Origin of the sequence: Arthrobacter silvisoli (assembly GCF_003369445.1) — a bacterium.
GTDB lineage: Bacteria > Actinomycetota > Actinomycetes > Actinomycetales > Micrococcaceae > Arthrobacter > Arthrobacter silvisoli.
Genome location: NZ_QRCU01000026.1, coordinates 83,628 through 99,848 on the forward strand (window position 1 = coordinate 83,628; position 16,221 = coordinate 99,848).

The following is a 16,221-nucleotide window of genomic DNA, read 5'->3' on the forward strand; positions in this document are numbered from 1 at the left end:
CCGGTGCCGTCGCGGGTCAACCGGGTGCGGGATACTTGATCCATGAAGCCCCGCAAGATCGTCCTCCTCGGCTCCACCGGCTCCATCGGCACCCAGGCGCTTGACGTCGTCGACGGCGCCTCGCGCCTTTTCGACGTCGTCGCGCTGAGCGCGGGGGGCGGGAACCTGCCCCTGCTCGCGCAGCAGGCTGTCCATACCCGCGCCTCCGCCGTCGGAATCGCGGACGGCGACCCCCGCTCGCTGCAGGAACTGATCGACGGTGCCGCGGCCGCCGCGGGGCTGCGGAATTACCGGCCGGAGATCTTCAGCGGCCCGGACGCCTCCAGCAGGATCGCCGCGGTGGAAGCGGACGTGGTCCTCAACGGCATCACCGGCTCCATCGGCCTGGCCCCGACCCTGGCAGCACTCAAATCCGGCGCGACCCTGGCCCTGGCCAACAAGGAATCCCTCATCGTGGGCGGCGCCCTCGTCAAGGCCGCTGCCGCCGAAGGCCAGATCGTTCCCGTGGATTCCGAGCATTCCGCCCTGGCTCAGTGCCTGCGCTCCGGTACCGCAGCCGAAGTGGAGAAGCTCATCCTCACCGCCTCCGGCGGACCTTTCCGGGGGCTCAGCCGGGACCACCTCCGCGACGTCACCCCGGCCGAAGCCCTGGCCCACCCCACGTGGGACATGGGCCTCATGGTCACCACCAACTCGGCCACCCTGGTCAACAAAGGCCTCGAAGTGATTGAGGCGCACCTGCTCTTCGACGTCCCCCTGGACCGGATCGAGGTGGTGGTCCACCCGCAGTCGGTGGTGCATTCGATGGTGCAGTTCGTGGACGGCTCCATCATCGCCCAGGCGTCGCCGCCGGACATGCGCCTGCCGATCGCCCTGGGCATGGGCTGGCCGGACCGGGTTCCCCATGCGGCGAAGGCTTGCGACTGGAGCCAGGCCACCAGCTGGACCTTCGAACCGCTGGACGCCGCCGCCTTTCCCGCGGTGGACCTCGCCAAGGATGCCGCGAAGCAGGGGAGTACCTTCCCTGCGGTCTTCAACGCGGCCAACGAGGAGGCCGTGCAGGCGTTCCACGCCGGACGGATCCGCTTCACGGACATCGTGGACACGGTGGAGGCCATCCTCAGCGAGCATTCAGGGTCCTCGGAGCTGACACTTGACTCCTTGTTGGAAGCTGAACGCTGGGCACGCACCCGCACCCACGATCATTTAGCCACCAGCACGGTCTAGCACGCACCAGCCACCAAGGAAGCAGCACCACCAGGCATGAGTCCCGTCATTCTCTTCATCCTCGGAGTCGTCTTCGTCGCCCTCGGCGTCGCGGTCTCCATTGCCCTCCACGAGGTGGGCCACCTGCTTCCGGCCAAGCTGTTCAAGGTCCGCGTCACCAAGTACATGATCGGCTTCGGGCCCACCATCTGGTCCCGGCGCAAGGGCGAGACCGAGTACGGCTTCAAGGCACTTCCCTTGGGCGGGTACGTCGCGATGATCGGCATGTACCCGCCCAACAAGGAGGACGGCAGCGTCCGGCCCTCCAGCACGGGCATGTTCCAGACCCTGGCCAGCGAAGCCCGCTCCGCGGCGCACGAGGAGGTGGGCCCGGGCGACGTGAACCGGGTGTTCTACAAGCTGCCGGTCTGGAAGAAGATCATCATCATGCTCGGTGGCCCCGCCATGAACATGCTGATCGGCCTGGCGCTCACCGCGGTGCTGCTCATGGGTTTCGGCATCTCCACGCCCACCACGACCCTGGCGGATGTCTCGAAGTGCCAGGTCACGGAAGGCGAGACGGTCGATCCGGATTCGGCGGCCTGCAAACCGACCCCCGCTGCCCTCGCCGGACTCAAGCCCGGCGACACGATCCTCAGCTTCGACGGCAAGGACGCCGGCACCTGGCCGGAGCTGAGCGCCCGGATCCGCGCCTCCGCCGGCCGCACTGTGGACATCACCGTCGAACGGGACGGCCGCACCGTCACCTCCCAGGTCACCCCTGTTTTGTCCTCCCGCCCGGTCATCGGCGACGACGGCCGGCAGGCGAAGGGCGCCGACGGCAGGCCCCTCTACCAGGAAGTCGGCTTCCTCGGCATCGCTTCGCAGACCGCCCTGGTGCCCCAACCGGCGTCGAGCGTCCTGCCCATGGCGGGGGAGAACATCAAACAGATCTCCGGCGTCATCCTCAACCTCCCGGCCCGCGTGGCCGGCGTCGCCCAGGCCGCCTTCAGCTCCGAACCGCGGGACCCCAACGGCCCCATCAGCGTGGTGGGCGTCGGACGGGTGGCGGGCGAAGTCGCGGCCATGGAAGAAGTCCCCGTGCAGGCGCGCCTGGCCACCTTGGTGGGCCTGCTCGCCGGGCTGAACTTCGCCCTGGCCGTGTTCAACCTGATTCCGCTGCTGCCGCTGGATGGCGGCCACATCGCCGGCGCGCTGTACGAGGGCGCACGGCGCCGCATCGCGAAGCTGTTCGGTAAACCGGACCCCGGTGCCTTCGACATCGCCAAGCTGCTGCCCCTCACCTACGTGGTGGCCGCCCTGCTGATGGCGATGGGTGCCCTGCTGATCTACGCGGACATCGTCAAACCGGTGAACCTCTTTGGCTGAGTTTCCCGTGTGCCGGGCCTTTGCGTGCGGAATACCACCGGCCCGGAGTCCGCTCCCGTGCGGCCTTGGCGATAGGGTAGCGGTATGACTGTTTTCGCTGTTGAGTACGTTTACGACGCCGAGTCCGCCGCAGTGCGCGACGAGCACCGTCCGGCCCACCGGGCCTGGGCCGCAGAGCTTGCCGAGCAGGGAACCGTGCTGGCCTCCGGTCCCTACGCCGACGGCTCCGGTGCCCTGATCCTGGTCAACGCCGCCGACGAAAGCGAACTGAACGCCATCCTCAAGCAGGATCCCTACGCCGTGGCCCAGGGCCTGGCCGGCATCCGTACCAGCGCCTGGAACCCCGTGATCGGCCAGCTCGCCGAGCACGCTTCCTAGCGAACCCTCCCCCGATCCACCCCAACCCAAGGAGTCCACGTGACCTCGGTCAGCCTGGGAATGCCGTCAGCCCCGCCACCCGTGCTTGCGCCGCGCCGCAAGACGCGCCAGATCAAGGTGGGGTCCGTTGGTGTTGGCTCCGATTCGCCCATCAGCGTGCAGTCGATGACTACCACGCCCACCACGGACATCAACGCCACCCTGCAGCAGATCGCCGAACTCACGGCGGCCGGCTGCGACATCGTGCGCGTGGCCTGCCCCTCGGCGGATGACGCCGAGGCGCTGCCGATCATCGCCCGCAAGTCGCACATCCCGGTAATCGCGGACATCCACTTCCAGCCGAAGTATGTGTTCGCGGCCATCGAGGCCGGATGTGCCGCGGTACGCGTGAACCCCGGCAACATCCGCAAGTTCGATGACCAGGTCAAGGAAATCGCGCGGGCCGCCAAGGACCACGGCACCTCCATCCGGATCGGCGTCAACGCCGGCTCCCTGGAACCGGGCATCCTGAAGAAGTATGGGAAGGCCACTCCCGAGGCGTTGGTCGAGTCCGCCGTCTGGGAAGCCTCCCTGTTCGAGGAGCACGGCTTCCACGACTTCAAGATCTCCGTGAAGCACAATGACCCGGTGGTCATGGTGGCCGCCTACGAGATGCTCGCAGAGAAGGGCGACTGGCCGCTGCACCTTGGCGTCACCGAGGCAGGCCCGGCCTTCCAGGGCACCATCAAGTCCGCCACCGCCTTCGGCGCGCTGCTCTCCAAGGGCATCGGCGACACCATCCGGGTGTCGTTGTCCGCCCCGCCGGTGGAGGAAATCAAGGTCGGCAACCAGATCCTGCAGTCCCTGAACCTGCGCCCGCGCAAGCTGGAAATCGTCTCCTGCCCGTCCTGTGGCCGGGCGCAGGTGGACGTCTACACCCTCGCCGAGCAGGTCACCGCGGGCCTGGAGGGCATGGAGGTTCCGCTGCGCGTGGCCGTGATGGGCTGCGTCGTGAACGGCCCGGGCGAGGCCCGCGAGGCCGACCTGGGCGTGGCGTCCGGCAACGGCAAGGGTCAGATCTTTGTGAAGGGTGAGGTCATCAAGACTGTCCCCGAAAGCGAAATTGTTGAGACACTGATCGAAGAGGCCATGCGTATCGCCGAAGAGATGGGGGAGGCCGATGGCGAAGATGCTGTCAAGGGTAGCCCCGTGGTTAGCGTCTCGTAACGAGACTGCACCGGACGGGTTGAACGTCCGGATCCTGGAGGGCGCCGATACTGCGCAGTTGCGCGCGCTTGCACTGGAAGACCCGGTGGCGAATGTGTTCATTCTGTCCCAGCTGGGTTCGCACGGAAGTGCCTCGCCGACGGCGGCGGGCGCCCGGATTTTCGGCGTGTTCGACGGCGGCACCCTTCTGGGTGCCTGTTGGGCCGGGGCGAACCTGGTCCCGGTCCAGCTCGATCCCGGGCTGGCCCCGTACATCGCCGAGGCGGTGCACCGGGCCGGCCGTCGCTACGCATCGATCTTCGGCCCCGCCAGCACCGTGCTCGCACTGCATAAAGCCCTGGAGCCGCACGGCCACTTGGCCCACGAAGTGCGCGCCGACCAGCCGCTCCTGGCGATCACCGGGGAACCGGCCATCCCGGCCAACCCGCAGCTCGGCTTCGGCGACATGGCCGATTTCGAGCTGATCCTGCCCGCGTGCGCTGCGATGTTCGAAGAAGAAGTCGGCTATTCGCCGTTCCTGGGCGGCGAGGATTTCTACAGCCGGAGGGTGGCCGGCCTGATCAGGCAGGGACACTCCCTGGTGCATATCGACGGGGGCCGGGTGCTCTTCAAGGCCGAGCTCGGCGCCGTGACACCCGAGGTGAGCCAGGTGCAGGGCGTGTGGCTCAATCCCGCGATCCGCGGACAGGGCCTGAGCGCCGGCTACATGGCCGCCGTCGTCCTGCTCGCACGGACCCTGGCCCCCGTCACCAGCCTCTACGTCAACCACTACAACCTGCGCGCGCGGGCAAGTTATGAACGGGTGGGATTCCAGCAACTGGGAACGTTCGCTACTGTGCTCTATTAATGCAGGGAGGCGCTCCAGAAAACTGCAGCCACATTGCAGGCCAACCGGCCCGTTCGCATCCTCTGGGGGGATCTTGTTTAACGCACATCGTATTGTCCTGGCCGTTTCGGCCGCCGCCGCACTGTCTGTTTCCGCCTGCGCGGCACCTGCACCCGCGCCGTCGTCAGCGCCGGTCCACAGCCAGACGCCCACACCGACACCCACGCCCACCGTCGCATTCAAGAAGTACACGAATGCCGAGCTGGCGGAGCTGTTCGAAAGTGTCGACAACGCCGAAGGGTCACCGTTCGTCGCGATGCCGCCGGCGCAACTCGAGCAGGGAATTGCCGCGGCCAAGAAGATGCTCACGTCGATCAAAGTCACCCCGGCAGTGTGTGGCGGAGCCGCCCTCACGGGCGGCTTCGAGGCAACCCAGGGGGCAAGCATGGCGGTTGCCACCTCGAGGCCGTCGGGCAGCGCCTCACCGGTCCAGACAGTGAGCCTCGTCTCCGGCGTGGATCAGGCGAAGCTCGCGGCCCTCTATGCCAAGAACAAGGAACAGAGCAAGAAATGCGGTCACGTTGTCATTGAAGTGGCGGGCCAGAAGGCGGAGTCTTCCGTCGTGGAGGTCCCTGTTGCCACGGCAACCCCGGGTTCCTTCGCCGTGAAGGCGACCAGTACCACGAGCATGGGCGTGATAACGCAAGTCATGGTGACGGCCATGAAGGGTGGCGTCGTGATCAATAGCATCTACGTCAGTGCCGGCAACATCGCCTTGGAGACAAAGCAGGCCGCCGCCACCCTCGACGACATCGCGGCCCAAATCAAGTAGGCGTCCGCCACCGCTGTCCCCACCCCGGACATCCTGCGCACCTTACGGACCTTCCAACGGCTCCGCGAGGTAGTGCCGGATGTTCGGGGCAATCAGGCTAACGACGTCTTCCGGCTCGGCCGATGCCAGGGGCTCAAGCCGGACCACGTACCGTACCAGCATCAGGCCCACCACCTGGGTGGCCACGAGGTTCCCGCGCAGGGCGCGTTCTTCCGGGGTACCCGGCAGCCCCGCCATGATGCGTTGCAGGATGGTGCGGGACACCAACTCGCGGAGCATCGCCGTCTTGGCCTTCGAACCGATGGTGCCGCGGAGGAACGCCACCAGGCTGTGCTGTGCGGGGCTTTCCCACAGCCGCAGCACGGCCCGCACGATTTCCTCCGCGCGTTGCCCGGGGTCGAGGGACTCGACGCCGGCAAGGACCTGAGCCGGATCGGCAGGAAGATCAACGCTGAGCGCGAAAAGCTCGTCCTTGCCCTTGAAGAAGTGGTGCACCAGGGCCGGATCCACTCCGGCTTCGCGGGCCACCTGGCGCATGCTGGTGCCGTCGAAACCGTGCTCGGCGAAGAGCCTGCGGGCGGTGGCGAGGATGAGCTCGCGCGAATCGTTGGTGCCGACGCGGCGGCCCCTGCGGGACGACGGCACGGGACCGCGCAGCGAGGGAAGCCCGCTCATCGGGTCTGCCGCCGAAGGGTCAGCGAGGCCAGCACCAGGACCCCGAGGACGATGATCCCTATGGTCGTCGCGTCATCCCACATCAGCCGGGTGGCCTCGCTGTTGGACGCAATCTCCTTCAACGCATCCACGGAGAACGTCAGAGGCAGCACGTTGGAGATGTTCTCCAGTACATCGTTCATCCGGTCCCGTGCCACGAACAGTCCGCAGAGCAGGATCTGCGGTACCACCACTACCGGCATGAACTGAACGGCTTGGAACTCGGTCCGTGCGAACGCCGAGCACAGCAGGCCCAAGGCCACTCCCAGGACGGCGTTGATGACGGCGATCATCACCACGTATCCCGGGCTGCCTTTGATGTCCAGGCCGAAGATCCAGTACGCCACCGCCGTCGCCACGAGCGACTGCAGCGCCGCCATGATCGAGAACGCGATCGCGTAGCCGAACAGCAGGTCCGCCTTGTGGATCGGCGTCGTCAGCAGGCGTTCCAGGGTCCCGGACGTCCGTTCCCGCAGCATGGTGATCGAGGTGACCAGGAACATCACCACGAAGGGGAAGATCGCCAGCATCATCAGGCCAACACGGTCGAACGTCCGCGGCACCCCCGGCGGCAGGGTTTCGTTCTCGTAGAGGTAGTACACGGCGGTCAGCAGCAAGGCCGGGACCACCAGGATCATCGCGATGCTGCGGCGGTCGTGCCGGAGCTGGTCCAGGACCCGCCAGCTCGTCGCCAGCATCATGCGGGGATTCATCAGGCCACCTGGCTTTCATTGCGGTCAGTTGGGGAGGCTGCCCGTTCGGCGTCCCGGATCAGCTGCAGAAAGGCCAGTTCGAGGTCGGCGCTGCGCCCGCGTTCGCCCAGCTCTGCCGGGGTGAGGCTGGCCATCAGCAGTCCCTCGCGCAGCAGCAGCAGGGAGGAACAGTGCGAGGCCTCCTCCATCACGTGGCTGGAAACCAGCAGTGTGGTTCCGGCGTCCGCCATCGCGGCGAAACGCTCCCAGAGCTCGGCGCGCAGCACCGGGTCCAGGCCCACGGTGGGTTCATCCAGGACCAGCAGCCTGGGACGTGCGACAAGGGCTGAGGCCAGGGACACGCGGCTCAACTGGCCACCCGAGAGGTCGACGGTCCGTTGCCGGGCGAAGTCCTTGAGCCCGACGGCGTCGATCGCCTCGGCGGCGTCGGCCGCCGTCGCGCCGTGCATCGCGCCGAAGTAGCGGACGTTCGCTTCGACGCTGAGGTCCGGATACACGCTGGGGGACTGGGCGACATAGCCGACGTCGTGCCGCAGGGCGGCGGTGCCGGCGGGCTGGCCCAGCACGGTGACGGACCCGGCGGAGAGCCGCTGCGCCCCCACAATGGCCCGCATGAGCGTCGTTTTGCCGCTGCCCGAGGGGCCCAGCAGGCCTGTGATCCGCCCGGCACCGATGGTGAAATCCAGGCCCCGCAGGATCCTGGTCCGGCCGCGGTTGACGTGGACTCCGCTGGCCTCGACGGCCGGAGCAACGCCTGCTGGTTCTGCGACGTGCCGGTTCATGGCGACCTCCGGAAAAGAATTCATCAGCTGATGAATTCAAGGTAGACCCGCCGCTTTCCACGGTCAATGGACCGCTGTGCGCCTTCTGTACCGCAGCCCGGGCGTTGGCGGTCGGCAAAGACGCGGGCGGCCAGCCGGTAGATTAGTAGTCAGTAGTTTTTGCCACCCCTTGCCACAGAAACGGATTTTGCCCGTGGTCGTTCGCCTGTCCCAGCTTTTCCTGCGCACCTTGCGTGAAGATCCCGTCGACGCCGAGGTCGCCAGCCACAAGCTGCTGGTCCGGGCGGGCTACATCCGCCGTGCCGCTCCGGGTATCTATACCTGGCTGCCGCTGGGCCTGAGTGTGCTGCGCAAGGTGGAACGGATCATCCGCGAGGAAATGACCGCGATCGGCGCCCAGGAAGTCCACTTCCCGGCCCTGCTGCCCAAGGAACCGTACGAGGCCACCAACCGCTGGACCGAGTACGGCGACGGCATCTTCCGGCTCAAGGACCGCAAGCAGGCCGACTACCTGCTCGCCCCCACGCACGAGGAAGTGTTCACCCTCCTGGTCAAGGACCTGTACTCCTCGTACAAGGACCTGCCCCTGAGCATCTACCAGATCCAGAACAAGTACCGCGACGAAGCCCGTCCCCGCGCCGGCCTCCTCCGCGGCCGCGAGTTCATCATGAAGGACTCCTACTCCTTCGACGTGGACGACGCCGGCCTGGACGCCAGCTACGCAGCGCACCGCGCCGCCTACCTGAAGATCTTCGAACGCTTGGGCCTCGAAGTCATCCCGGTCACCGCCACCGCCGGTGCCATGGGCGGGTCCAAGAGCGAGGAATTCCTGCACCCCACCGAGATCGGCGAGGATACCTTTGTCCGCTCCGCCGGCGGTTACGCGGCCAACGTCGAAGCCGTCACCACTGTGGCGCCCGAGGCCATCGACTTCAGCAACGCTCCCGCAGCCCGCGTCCTGGACACCCCGGACACCCCGACGATCGAAACCCTGGTCGCCGCGTCGAACGAGCTCGCCCCCCGCAGCGAGGCCGAGGGCGGCGAATGGACTGCCGCGGACACCCTCAAGAACGTCGTCCTCGCCGTGACCCTGCCCACCGGAGAGCGCCAGATCGTCGTCATCGGCGTCCCCGGCGACCGCGCCGTGGACCTCAAGCGCGTCGAAGCCAACATCGGGGCCTTCCTCCCGGTCGCGGGCGAGATCGGCCTGGAAGCGGCCAACGAAGAGGACCTCAAGAAGAACCCGGCCCTCGTCAAGGGCTACATCGGCCCCGGCCTGTCCCTGGACGAGCCCGTCCTCGGACTCGAAGGCAGCTCCAAGCTGCTCTTCCTCGTGGACCCGCGGATCGTGTCCGGCAGCAGCTGGGTCACGGGAGCCAACCTGGACGGCAAGCACGTTTTCGGCCTCGTCGCAGGACGCGACTTCGGCTGGGACGGCGTCATCGAGGCCACCGAAGTGCGCGAAGGCGACCTGGCCCCGGATGGCAGCGGTCCCCTGGAACTGGCCCGCGGCATCGAGATGGGCCACATCTTCCAGCTCGGCCGCAAGTACGCCGAAGCCCTGGACCTGAAGGTCCTGGACCAGAACGGCAAGCAGGTCGTGGTGACCATGGGCTCCTACGGCGTCGGTGTCACCCGCGCCGTGGCGGCCCTGGCCGAATCCAACAACGACGACCGCGGCCTCATCTGGCCCCGCTCGGTGGCGCCCGCGGACGTCCACGTCGTTGCCGTCGGCCGCGGCGAGGAAATCTTCGCCGCCGCGGAGAAGCTCTCGGCCGAACTCGAGGCCGCCGGCCTGGAGGTCATCTACGACGACCGCCCGAAGGTTTCCCCCGGCGTGAAGTTCGGCGATGCCGAGCTGCTGGGCGTGCCCACCATCCTGGCTGTCGGCAAGGGCCTGGCGAACGGCGTGGTGGAAATCAAGGACCGCCGCAGCGGCGAGGCCGAGGACGTCGCCGTCGAAAAGGCCGTGGACTACGTGGTCAACGCCGTACGCCAGAAGTGATTTCCGGCTTCGAATCGATCGAGGCCGCCACGCTCGTCATGATTGTGGTGGCCGGCTTCGCCGCCGGATGGGTTGACGCCGTGGTGGGTGGCGGGGGACTGATCCAGCTCCCCGCCCTCCTCCTGGTCCCGGGGATTACTCCGGTCCAGGCGCTGGCCACCAACAAAATGGGCTCCATCTTCGGCACCGCCACGAGCGCCACCACCTATTACCGCAGGGTGGGCCCGGACCTCAAGACGGCCGTGCCGATGGCCGTGATCGCCCTCGCCGGAAGCTTCGGCGGGGCGCTGCTCGCGGCCAACCTGCCCGCCGCAGTGTTCAAGCCGATCATCGTGGTGGCGCTGGTTGTCGTCGCGCTGTTCACGGCGCTGCGGCCCGACGCGGGCGAGCTTACCGCCCTCCGGCACGACGGCCACAGGCATTACGTGGTGGCGTGCCTGATCGGGGCGGTGATCGGCTTCTACGACGGGCTGATCGGCCCCGGAACCGGCTCCTTCCTGGTGATCGCACTCGTCTCCGCGATGGGCTACGCCTTCCTCGAAGCCAGTGCCAAGGCCAAGATCGTCAACATGGCCACCAACGCCGGCGCGCTGCTGTTCTTCCTGCCGCACGGCTCCCTGTTGTGGGGCGTCGGCCTGCTCCTGGGTGCGGCCAACATGGCCGGCGGCTACCTTGGCGCCCGGACCGCGGTGAAGAAGGGCAGCAGTTTCGTCCGCGTGGTCTTCCTGCTGGTAGTGGCCGCCCTGATCATCAAGCTCAGCATCGACGTCTGGCAGGACCTGGCCTAGGGCCGCTACCGGGCCCCGGTGGCATCCGCGGTCTGCTCGACGGCGGCGAGGATGGCCGCGCCGAGCTCTGCCGGACGGGTGAACTGCGGCCAGTGGCCGGTGGGCAGGTCCACGTATTCCACGTCCTTCATGCGGGCGAGCTCGGCGGTGAACGGCGAACCGGCCGCCATCCATTCGTGGAGCATGGCGGAGGGGAACTCACAGACGATGACCGTGGCCGGGACGTTGTACCGCCGCTCATCCTGCAGGTGCTGCTTGTCGCAGGCCACGCCCTTGGGCTGCGGAATGGCGCGGTTACGGAACATCCCGCGGAGCCCTGCGTCCATATCCACCAGGTCGGCGTCGTCGAACAGATCCCACGGCGGCAGCGGGATCCCGTCGCCTTCAGCGGGCAGTTCGTCGTTGATGACGCCGCCCTCGCCGAGTGGTCCGCTGTCAACGTAGATCGCCCGGGCCACCCGCTCCGGGCGGGCATCGAGTACTCCGTGGATGATTGCTCCGCCGCCCGAATGGCCCACCAGCACCACCGGACCATCCGCCATGTCTACAACAGCAGTCACCGCGTCGATATGGTCCCGCAGGCCGATTCCGGCACGCGGGGCATCAACCGACTCAAGGCCCGGCAAGGTCAGCGGCGTGACCCTGTGGCCGGCGTCGACGAGCGGAGGGGTCACCTCCGACCAGGACGAGGCATCCAACCAGAACCCGGGAACAAGGATGATTTCCATGGTCCGTACCCTACGACGGGCCACTGACAGGAAGCCATGTTTTCCCGTAGCGCACAGGCGTAGCATGCTCCCATGTGGGCCGATTCCGGTGAATATGAGCGGGTCCTCGGGCGCGCGGCGGAGCACGCCAAGGCGTGGTTGGAAGCGTTGCCGGCGCGGCAGGTCAGGCCCTCGGCGACGGCCGAGCAGATCAGTTCCGTGTTTGGCGGGCCGCTGCCGGCCGAGGGAATGGACCCGGAAAAGCTCGTCGACTTCCTGGCACGGAACGCCGAACCCGGACTCATGGCCATGCAGTCCGGCCGCTTCTTCGGCTGGGTGATCGGCGGTACGCTGCCCTCGGCCATGGCCGCCGACTGGCTCGTCTCCGCGTGGGACCAGAACACCGGGCTGCGCTTTGCCACGCCCGCGACGGCGGGAATCGAGCACGCCGCAGGCCAGTGGCTGCTGGAACTCCTGGGCCTCCCGGAGGGGTCCGACGTCGGCTTCACCACCGGAGCAAGCATGGCCAACTTCACCGCCTTGGCGGCGGCCCGCTGGCGTCAGCTGGAGTCCGCCGGCTGGGATGTGAACGCCAAGGGCCTCAACGGTGCCCCGGCGTTGCGGGTCCTGGCCGGGGCCGAACGCCACGAGAGCTTGGACATGGCGCTGCGTTTCCTCGGCCTCGGCGCGCCTGAAGTGGTGCCCGCAGACGCCCAGGGCCGAATCGAGGCTCCTGCACTGCGCCGCGCGCTCGAGGCCGGCAGTGATCCCGCGATCGTGTGCCTGCAGGCCGGGAACCTCCATTCAGGCGCCTTCGATCCCTTCGGCGAAGCAATCGCCGCAGCGAAGGAACACGACGCGTGGGTCCACGTTGACGGTGCCTTCGGGCTCTGGGCAGCCGCGGTGCCGGAACTGCGGGACCTGTGGGACGGGGTGGCCTTGGCCGATTCCTGGGGGACCGACGCCCACAAGACCCTGAACGCGCCCTACGACGCCGGCATCGTGGTGGTGCGCGACGTCGCCGCCCTGCGCCCCGCCATCGGCATGCACGCCGAGTACCTGCCGCAGGACAGCCACGGGCCAGGAGACCCGATGGAAAAGTCGCCGGAGTTGTCGCGCCGTGCACGCGGGGTTCCGGTCTGGGCCGCGTTGCGTTCCTTGGGGGCCGACGGCGTCCGTGCCCTGGTTGCCGGACGCGCGGCTTGTGCGGCCGAGCTGGCAGCCCGGCTTGCCGGCGTGCCCGGCGTCGAGGTGCTCAACGATGTCGTCTACACGCAACTGTCGCTGGCCTTCGGAGACGACGTCCGCACCCGGGCCGTGACCGACTACATCATGGCTGACGGCAGGGTGTGGATGTCCGGTTCCCGCTGGCACGGCAGGGACATCCTCAGGGTCTCGGTCAGCAACTGGTCCACCGACAGCAGCGACCTGGACATTGCCGTCGAGACGATCAGGGACGCGCTGGCCGCGACGGCCGCGACGGCTTAGCCTGCGACTGCCTGCGACCGCTGGCCCGCGGGGCGCGGTTAGCTGAGGGCGGCGCCGCCCGGAGCCGGCAGTTCATGGGCGGCGGGCAGGCCATCCAGGGTCCGCCCGGCCAAAGTGCTGGCAACCCACAGGGAGCGGGCCAGATCGCCTTCGTGCCCGGGCTTCGCGGCGTACCACAGCGCGTTTTCCACTTCCCGGGTGAGGCTCCATTGCCGCGCCGTTTCCGGGTCCAGTCCCGCCGCGTGGCTGAAGTCATTGCAGCGCTCGAGCAGCGCCAGTTCGGGTGAGGACTGCGGGAGCTCGGCGATCCGGTTCCACAGCACGGGGGCCACACCGAACTCGGCTTCGCCGATCACCGGTTGCGGGTCGATGGCGCGGTAGCTGCCGCCGTCGGGAAGACCAGATCCGGGAAGCGGCAGGACGTTCATGAAATGGAGGTCGGCGTGGACCAGGACGTCCTTGCCGGCCCGCCGGCCTACGGCGCCGCGGGTCTGGCACACTTCGAGGGCCGCTTCCAGGAGCCAGCGGGGGAACGGCCTGCCAAGCTGTTCCCAGTCGGCCGGAAGCTCATCGCTCCAGCGTTCGGCCTTGGCCGCCGCGTGCTCGAACGCTTCCCAGCCCGGGCCGCCGCCGGCGTCGATGCTGAGCTGCCGCATCACCGTTCCCCAGGCATCGCGGGCGTGGTCCAGCGGGGCATCCTGCAGCCAGCGGCCGGCGTCGAGCCGTTCGAGGAGCATGGAACAGGTGGCTTGGTCGGCTTCGAGCAGACGCACCGCGCCGCGCCCGTCCCACAGCATGAGCGCAAGGCTTTCGGGCAAGGCTTCGGGGTGGGGAAACGCGACCTTGAGCACGGCGGCCTGCCCGTCCCGCAGCACCGGAACCACGATTCCGCCGTGGCCGTTCCAAGGCTCCGCACCGACGGGGAGGTCGAGGGTGAGGTTCCAGCGCTCCAAGCCCGCAGCGAGGTGGCCGGGGAGCGCAGCCAGCCACGCCCTGCCCTCCGCGGTACGCGAATAGCGGGCCCGCAGATCGGCCGGCACCGGAATAACGCTGCTCATACCCGTCAGCCTATCCCCACGGTCCCCTTGCTTGGTTCCCCGGCCAGGGAACCCGGGCGGGCCTGCGTACTCCGCCCGCCCGTTTGCCACCCGCGGTCGCTTTCCAGCTGCCGGCATTCCGACCGGAAACGGCAATCAGGTGCAGGGATGCAGCAGGTGCCGGGGACACTGGCCCCAGCACCACCTCAGATGACCCCGGTGGACCCTAGCAGGCTGCCCAGGCTGAACGTTGCCGCCAGGGCAAGCGCGCCGCCGACCACCACGCGGACTGCGGCCCGTGTCCTGGAACTGCCGCCGATCCAGGCGCCCAGCGCCCCGGTCAGAGCCAGCGCCACCAGCACGGACACGAAGGTCAGGGGCACCCGCAGCGCCGGTGGCGGCAGCAGGATCGAAAGCAGGGGCAGGAGCGCGCCAAGGGTGAAGGCGATGGCGGACGCGAAGGCAGCGTGCCACGCGCTCACGATGCCGTCCTCGTCGATGTTCAGTTCGGCGGACAGATGGGCCGCCAGCGCATTGTGGGCCGTCAGTTCCTTCGCCACGGTCCAGGCTGTGCCGGAGCTGAGGCCCTTGGATTCGTAAATGGCGGCGAGCTCGGCCAGTTCCTCCTCGGGTTGTTCCTCGAGTTCGCGGCGCTCCTTTTCGATCAGGGCTTTCTGGCTGTCGCTTTGGCTGCTGACGGACACGTACTCGCCCAACGCCATGGACACCGCCCCACCTAGGGCGCCGGCCGCGCCAGCCGCCAGGATCGCGCCCGTGTTGGTGGTGGCACCGGCCACGCCCACCACGATTGCCGCCACGGAGACAATCCCGTCGTTGGCCCCGAGCACACCTGCACGGAGCCAGTTCAGGCGTTGGGCGATGTCGTTGTCGTGCGGTTCGCGGTCGTGGCGCGCGGACCTTTCGGTGGATGCCATGGTTCAAGCCAAGCACTCCGCGGCAGCCGGCGCCAGCAAAGCAAGGCTGGCCTATCGCTCCGGAGCGGCGGTGCTTCCGGGCAGGGTCGGCAACGCTGCGGGGTCGACCGGCAGGCCGGGCAGGGCACCGGGGGATGTGCCCCAGGATTCCGTCCGGCGGGCGCCGCCCAGAAGTCCGGCGATTGCCCACTGCCGGGTTTCGCTGTCGGAGAGGGCCACCAGTTCGCCGTAGGCCGTGAGTGTGGCCGACTCTTGCTCTGCGAGTGCGGCGGAGGCATGTGCCGCGAAGCCCGCCGGCAGCCGGTACCCGGCTTCGCGCGGCGGCGGCTCGGTGCAGTGCTGCCGGGCCAGGGCTTCGGCCTCGCGCAGCAGATCCTGGTGGCGGGCGAGATCCGAAGCAGCCGTTTCTGCGGCGGATCCGTCGAGCCGGGCGAGGGCCACTTGATAGACGTAGACAGCCTTTTGTTCGGCACGCACGACGGCGGCAAGGGCCTCGCCGGGTCCCGCCGGCTCCGCTTCGGCCTCCGCCGTTGCTGACGCCGTCGCGCCCCCGCCGGCAGCGCAGGCAGGCGGAGCGGCAGGGGAGGAGGCCGCCGTCGACGCCAAAGACGGGCCGGCCGGTACGGGCAGTCCCCAGGCCGCGGCGAGCCGCGCCGCCTCAAGCACCTGGGCTGTTCCGACGGCGGCAAGCAGGCGGGCCGTGCCGCCGTCGCTGTTTCCGGCGTCGGCCAATCGCCGGGACGCGCTGCGGGAAAGCCCGGCAAGGAAGGAAGCCCTGGTAGGCGGGGTAGCGGACGAGCCGGACGCGTCGGTGGACGGCGACGCCGGAGCCGGGGCCAGCAGCGCCCGTGCCTGGGTTTCCAGCAGGGTCACGGTGGCTCTCGGGCTGCCGGTGCCCGCTGCGTCTGCCAGCAGGGCGCGGGTTTCGGCGTAGGCTGCGGCCTTCGCGGTATCGGAAAACGGCGGCACGGGGGCAGGCCCGTCGTTGGCCGGCAGCAGCACAGCCCCGGTACCCACGACGAGGACTGCGAGCAAAGACACAAGTGCGGGCTTCACCCAGCCGTGGGGCCCCTGTTTTCCCGCAGGGCGCTCCGGATTTTCCGCACTCTCGTCATTCACAACAGTCCATGGTGTCACGGGCGGGGGCTGTCGGCGGAACCGTGGTGCACCACCCCGCCGTGAAACTCGATACCCTAGTACTCACAACAACATCGA

The 16,221-nt window shown here is 68.3% G+C and carries 16 protein-coding genes; 9 read left to right on the forward strand and 7 right to left on the reverse strand.

Annotation, left to right across the window (positions count from 1 at the left end; all coding sequences use genetic code 11):
* Window positions 1–42: 42 nt before the first annotated feature.
* The 6 genes from dxr (at window position 43) to DWV11_RS06410 (ending at window position 5,837) form a co-directional block, all read left to right on the forward strand.
* The gene (gene dxr, locus DWV11_RS06385; protein ID WP_115788045.1) at window positions 43–1,227 is read left to right on the forward strand and encodes a 1-deoxy-D-xylulose-5-phosphate reductoisomerase; all 1,185 of its coding nucleotides are present in this window, start codon (window positions 43–45) and stop codon (window positions 1,225–1,227) included.
* Between the two features lie 36 nt (window positions 1,228–1,263).
* Window positions 1,264–2,595 carry a M50 family metallopeptidase gene (locus tag DWV11_RS06390; protein WP_115788046.1) on the forward strand — a complete coding sequence of 444 codons (1,332 nt, stop codon included), beginning with the start codon at window positions 1,264–1,266 and terminating at the stop codon, window positions 2,593–2,595.
* 84 nt (window positions 2,596–2,679) lie between these two features.
* A complete protein-coding gene (locus tag DWV11_RS06395; protein WP_115788047.1) occupies window positions 2,680–2,973 on the forward strand; it encodes a YciI family protein in 294 nt (97 codons plus the stop codon).
* Between the two features lie 39 nt (window positions 2,974–3,012).
* Window positions 3,013–4,179 carry a flavodoxin-dependent (E)-4-hydroxy-3-methylbut-2-enyl-diphosphate synthase gene (gene ispG / locus DWV11_RS06400; protein WP_115788048.1) on the forward strand — a complete coding sequence of 389 codons (1,167 nt, stop codon included), beginning with the start codon at window positions 3,013–3,015 and terminating at the stop codon, window positions 4,177–4,179.
* Window positions 4,142–5,026 (forward strand): GNAT family N-acetyltransferase, encoded by an 885-nt coding sequence (locus DWV11_RS06405; RefSeq protein WP_115788114.1) that lies wholly within the window; start codon window positions 4,142–4,144, stop codon window positions 5,024–5,026. Before ispG ends, DWV11_RS06405 begins: the two co-directional genes overlap by 38 nt.
* A 73-nt stretch (window positions 5,027–5,099) precedes the next feature.
* Window positions 5,100–5,837 (forward strand): hypothetical protein, encoded by a 738-nt coding sequence (locus tag DWV11_RS06410; RefSeq protein WP_115788049.1) that lies wholly within the window; start codon window positions 5,100–5,102, stop codon window positions 5,835–5,837.
* A 42-nt stretch (window positions 5,838–5,879) separates the two neighbouring features.
* Here DWV11_RS06410 and DWV11_RS06415 read toward each other — a convergent pair whose 3' ends face one another.
* Genes DWV11_RS06415 through DWV11_RS06425 form a run of 3 tightly spaced genes read right to left on the reverse strand, consistent with a single transcriptional unit; the run spans window position 5,880 to window position 8,046 of the window.
* Window positions 5,880–6,512 carry a TetR/AcrR family transcriptional regulator gene (locus DWV11_RS06415; protein WP_115788050.1) on the reverse strand — a complete coding sequence of 211 codons (633 nt, stop codon included), beginning with the start codon at window positions 6,510–6,512 and terminating at the stop codon, window positions 5,880–5,882.
* Entirely contained in the window at window positions 6,509–7,252 is a 744-nt protein-coding gene (locus tag DWV11_RS06420) for an ABC transporter permease (RefSeq protein WP_115788115.1), read from the reverse strand. Before DWV11_RS06420 ends, DWV11_RS06415 begins: the two co-directional genes overlap by 4 nt.
* Window positions 7,253–7,263: 11 nt before the next feature.
* Window positions 7,264–8,046, reverse strand: coding sequence for an ABC transporter ATP-binding protein (locus DWV11_RS06425; RefSeq protein ID WP_115788116.1), 783 nt, complete (start codon window positions 8,044–8,046; stop codon window positions 7,264–7,266).
* Between the two features lie 193 nt (window positions 8,047–8,239).
* Between DWV11_RS06425 and DWV11_RS06430 the strand changes: the two genes are divergently transcribed.
* Together DWV11_RS06430 and DWV11_RS06435 are read left to right on the forward strand one after the other, a co-directional pair.
* On the forward strand, window positions 8,240–10,051 hold the full coding sequence (locus DWV11_RS06430; protein ID WP_115788051.1) for a proline--tRNA ligase: 1,812 nt from the start codon (window positions 8,240–8,242) through the stop codon (window positions 10,049–10,051).
* Window positions 10,048–10,839, forward strand: coding sequence for a sulfite exporter TauE/SafE family protein (locus DWV11_RS06435; RefSeq protein WP_115788052.1), 792 nt, complete (start codon window positions 10,048–10,050; stop codon window positions 10,837–10,839). The genes DWV11_RS06430 and DWV11_RS06435 overlap by 4 nt, the downstream gene beginning before the upstream one ends.
* Before the next feature lie 5 nt (window positions 10,840–10,844).
* Here DWV11_RS06435 and DWV11_RS06440 read toward each other — a convergent pair whose 3' ends face one another.
* Window positions 10,845–11,567 carry an alpha/beta fold hydrolase gene (locus tag DWV11_RS06440; RefSeq protein ID WP_115788053.1) on the reverse strand — a complete coding sequence of 241 codons (723 nt, stop codon included), beginning with the start codon at window positions 11,565–11,567 and terminating at the stop codon, window positions 10,845–10,847.
* Window positions 11,568–11,639: 72 nt separating this feature from the next.
* Between DWV11_RS06440 and DWV11_RS06445 the strand changes: the two genes are divergently transcribed.
* The gene (locus DWV11_RS06445) at window positions 11,640–13,034 is read left to right on the forward strand and encodes a pyridoxal phosphate-dependent decarboxylase family protein (RefSeq protein WP_115788054.1); all 1,395 of its coding nucleotides are present in this window, start codon (window positions 11,640–11,642) and stop codon (window positions 13,032–13,034) included.
* Between the two features lie 38 nt (window positions 13,035–13,072).
* Here the strand turns inward: DWV11_RS06445 and DWV11_RS06450 are convergent, their stop codons facing one another.
* The 3 genes from DWV11_RS06450 to DWV11_RS06460 form a co-directional block, all read right to left on the reverse strand.
* The gene (locus DWV11_RS06450) at window positions 13,073–14,092 is read right to left on the reverse strand and encodes an aminoglycoside phosphotransferase family protein (RefSeq protein ID WP_115788055.1); all 1,020 of its coding nucleotides are present in this window, start codon (window positions 14,090–14,092) and stop codon (window positions 13,073–13,075) included.
* Window positions 14,093–14,277: 185 nt separating this feature from the next.
* Window positions 14,278–15,006, reverse strand: a complete 729-nt coding sequence (locus DWV11_RS06455) for a VIT1/CCC1 transporter family protein (protein WP_115788056.1) — start codon at window positions 15,004–15,006, stop codon at window positions 14,278–14,280.
* A gap of 51 nt (window positions 15,007–15,057) precedes the next feature.
* Window positions 15,058–16,047 carry a DUF4439 domain-containing protein gene (locus DWV11_RS06460; RefSeq protein WP_245953467.1) on the reverse strand — a complete coding sequence of 330 codons (990 nt, stop codon included), beginning with the start codon at window positions 16,045–16,047 and terminating at the stop codon, window positions 15,058–15,060.
* Window positions 16,048–16,221 lie beyond the last annotated feature (174 nt).

Coding starts and splice junctions, on each gene's coding strand:
- DWV11_RS06395 (WP_115788047.1), top strand. CDS start 2,680: ATGACTGTTTTCGCTGTTGAGTACGTTTACGACGCCGAGTCCGCCGCA.
- DWV11_RS06455 (WP_115788056.1), bottom strand. CDS start 15,006: ATGGCATCCACCGAAAGGTCCGCGCGCCACGACCGCGAACCGCACGAC.
- DWV11_RS06440 (WP_115788053.1), bottom strand. CDS start 11,567: ATGGAAATCATCCTTGTTCCCGGGTTCTGGTTGGATGCCTCGTCCTGG.
- DWV11_RS06390 (WP_115788046.1), top strand. CDS start 1,264: ATGAGTCCCGTCATTCTCTTCATCCTCGGAGTCGTCTTCGTCGCCCTC.
- DWV11_RS06425 (WP_115788116.1), bottom strand. CDS start 8,046: ATGAACCGGCACGTCGCAGAACCAGCAGGCGTTGCTCCGGCCGTCGAG.
- dxr (WP_115788045.1), top strand. CDS start 43: ATGAAGCCCCGCAAGATCGTCCTCCTCGGCTCCACCGGCTCCATCGGC.
- DWV11_RS06405 (WP_115788114.1), top strand. CDS start 4,142: ATGCTGTCAAGGGTAGCCCCGTGGTTAGCGTCTCGTAACGAGACTGCA.
- DWV11_RS06415 (WP_115788050.1), bottom strand. CDS start 6,512: ATGAGCGGGCTTCCCTCGCTGCGCGGTCCCGTGCCGTCGTCCCGCAGG.
- DWV11_RS06420 (WP_115788115.1), bottom strand. CDS start 7,252: ATGATGCTGGCGACGAGCTGGCGGGTCCTGGACCAGCTCCGGCACGAC.
- DWV11_RS06450 (WP_115788055.1), bottom strand. CDS start 14,092: ATGAGCAGCGTTATTCCGGTGCCGGCCGATCTGCGGGCCCGCTATTCG.
- DWV11_RS06445 (WP_115788054.1), top strand. CDS start 11,640: ATGTGGGCCGATTCCGGTGAATATGAGCGGGTCCTCGGGCGCGCGGCG.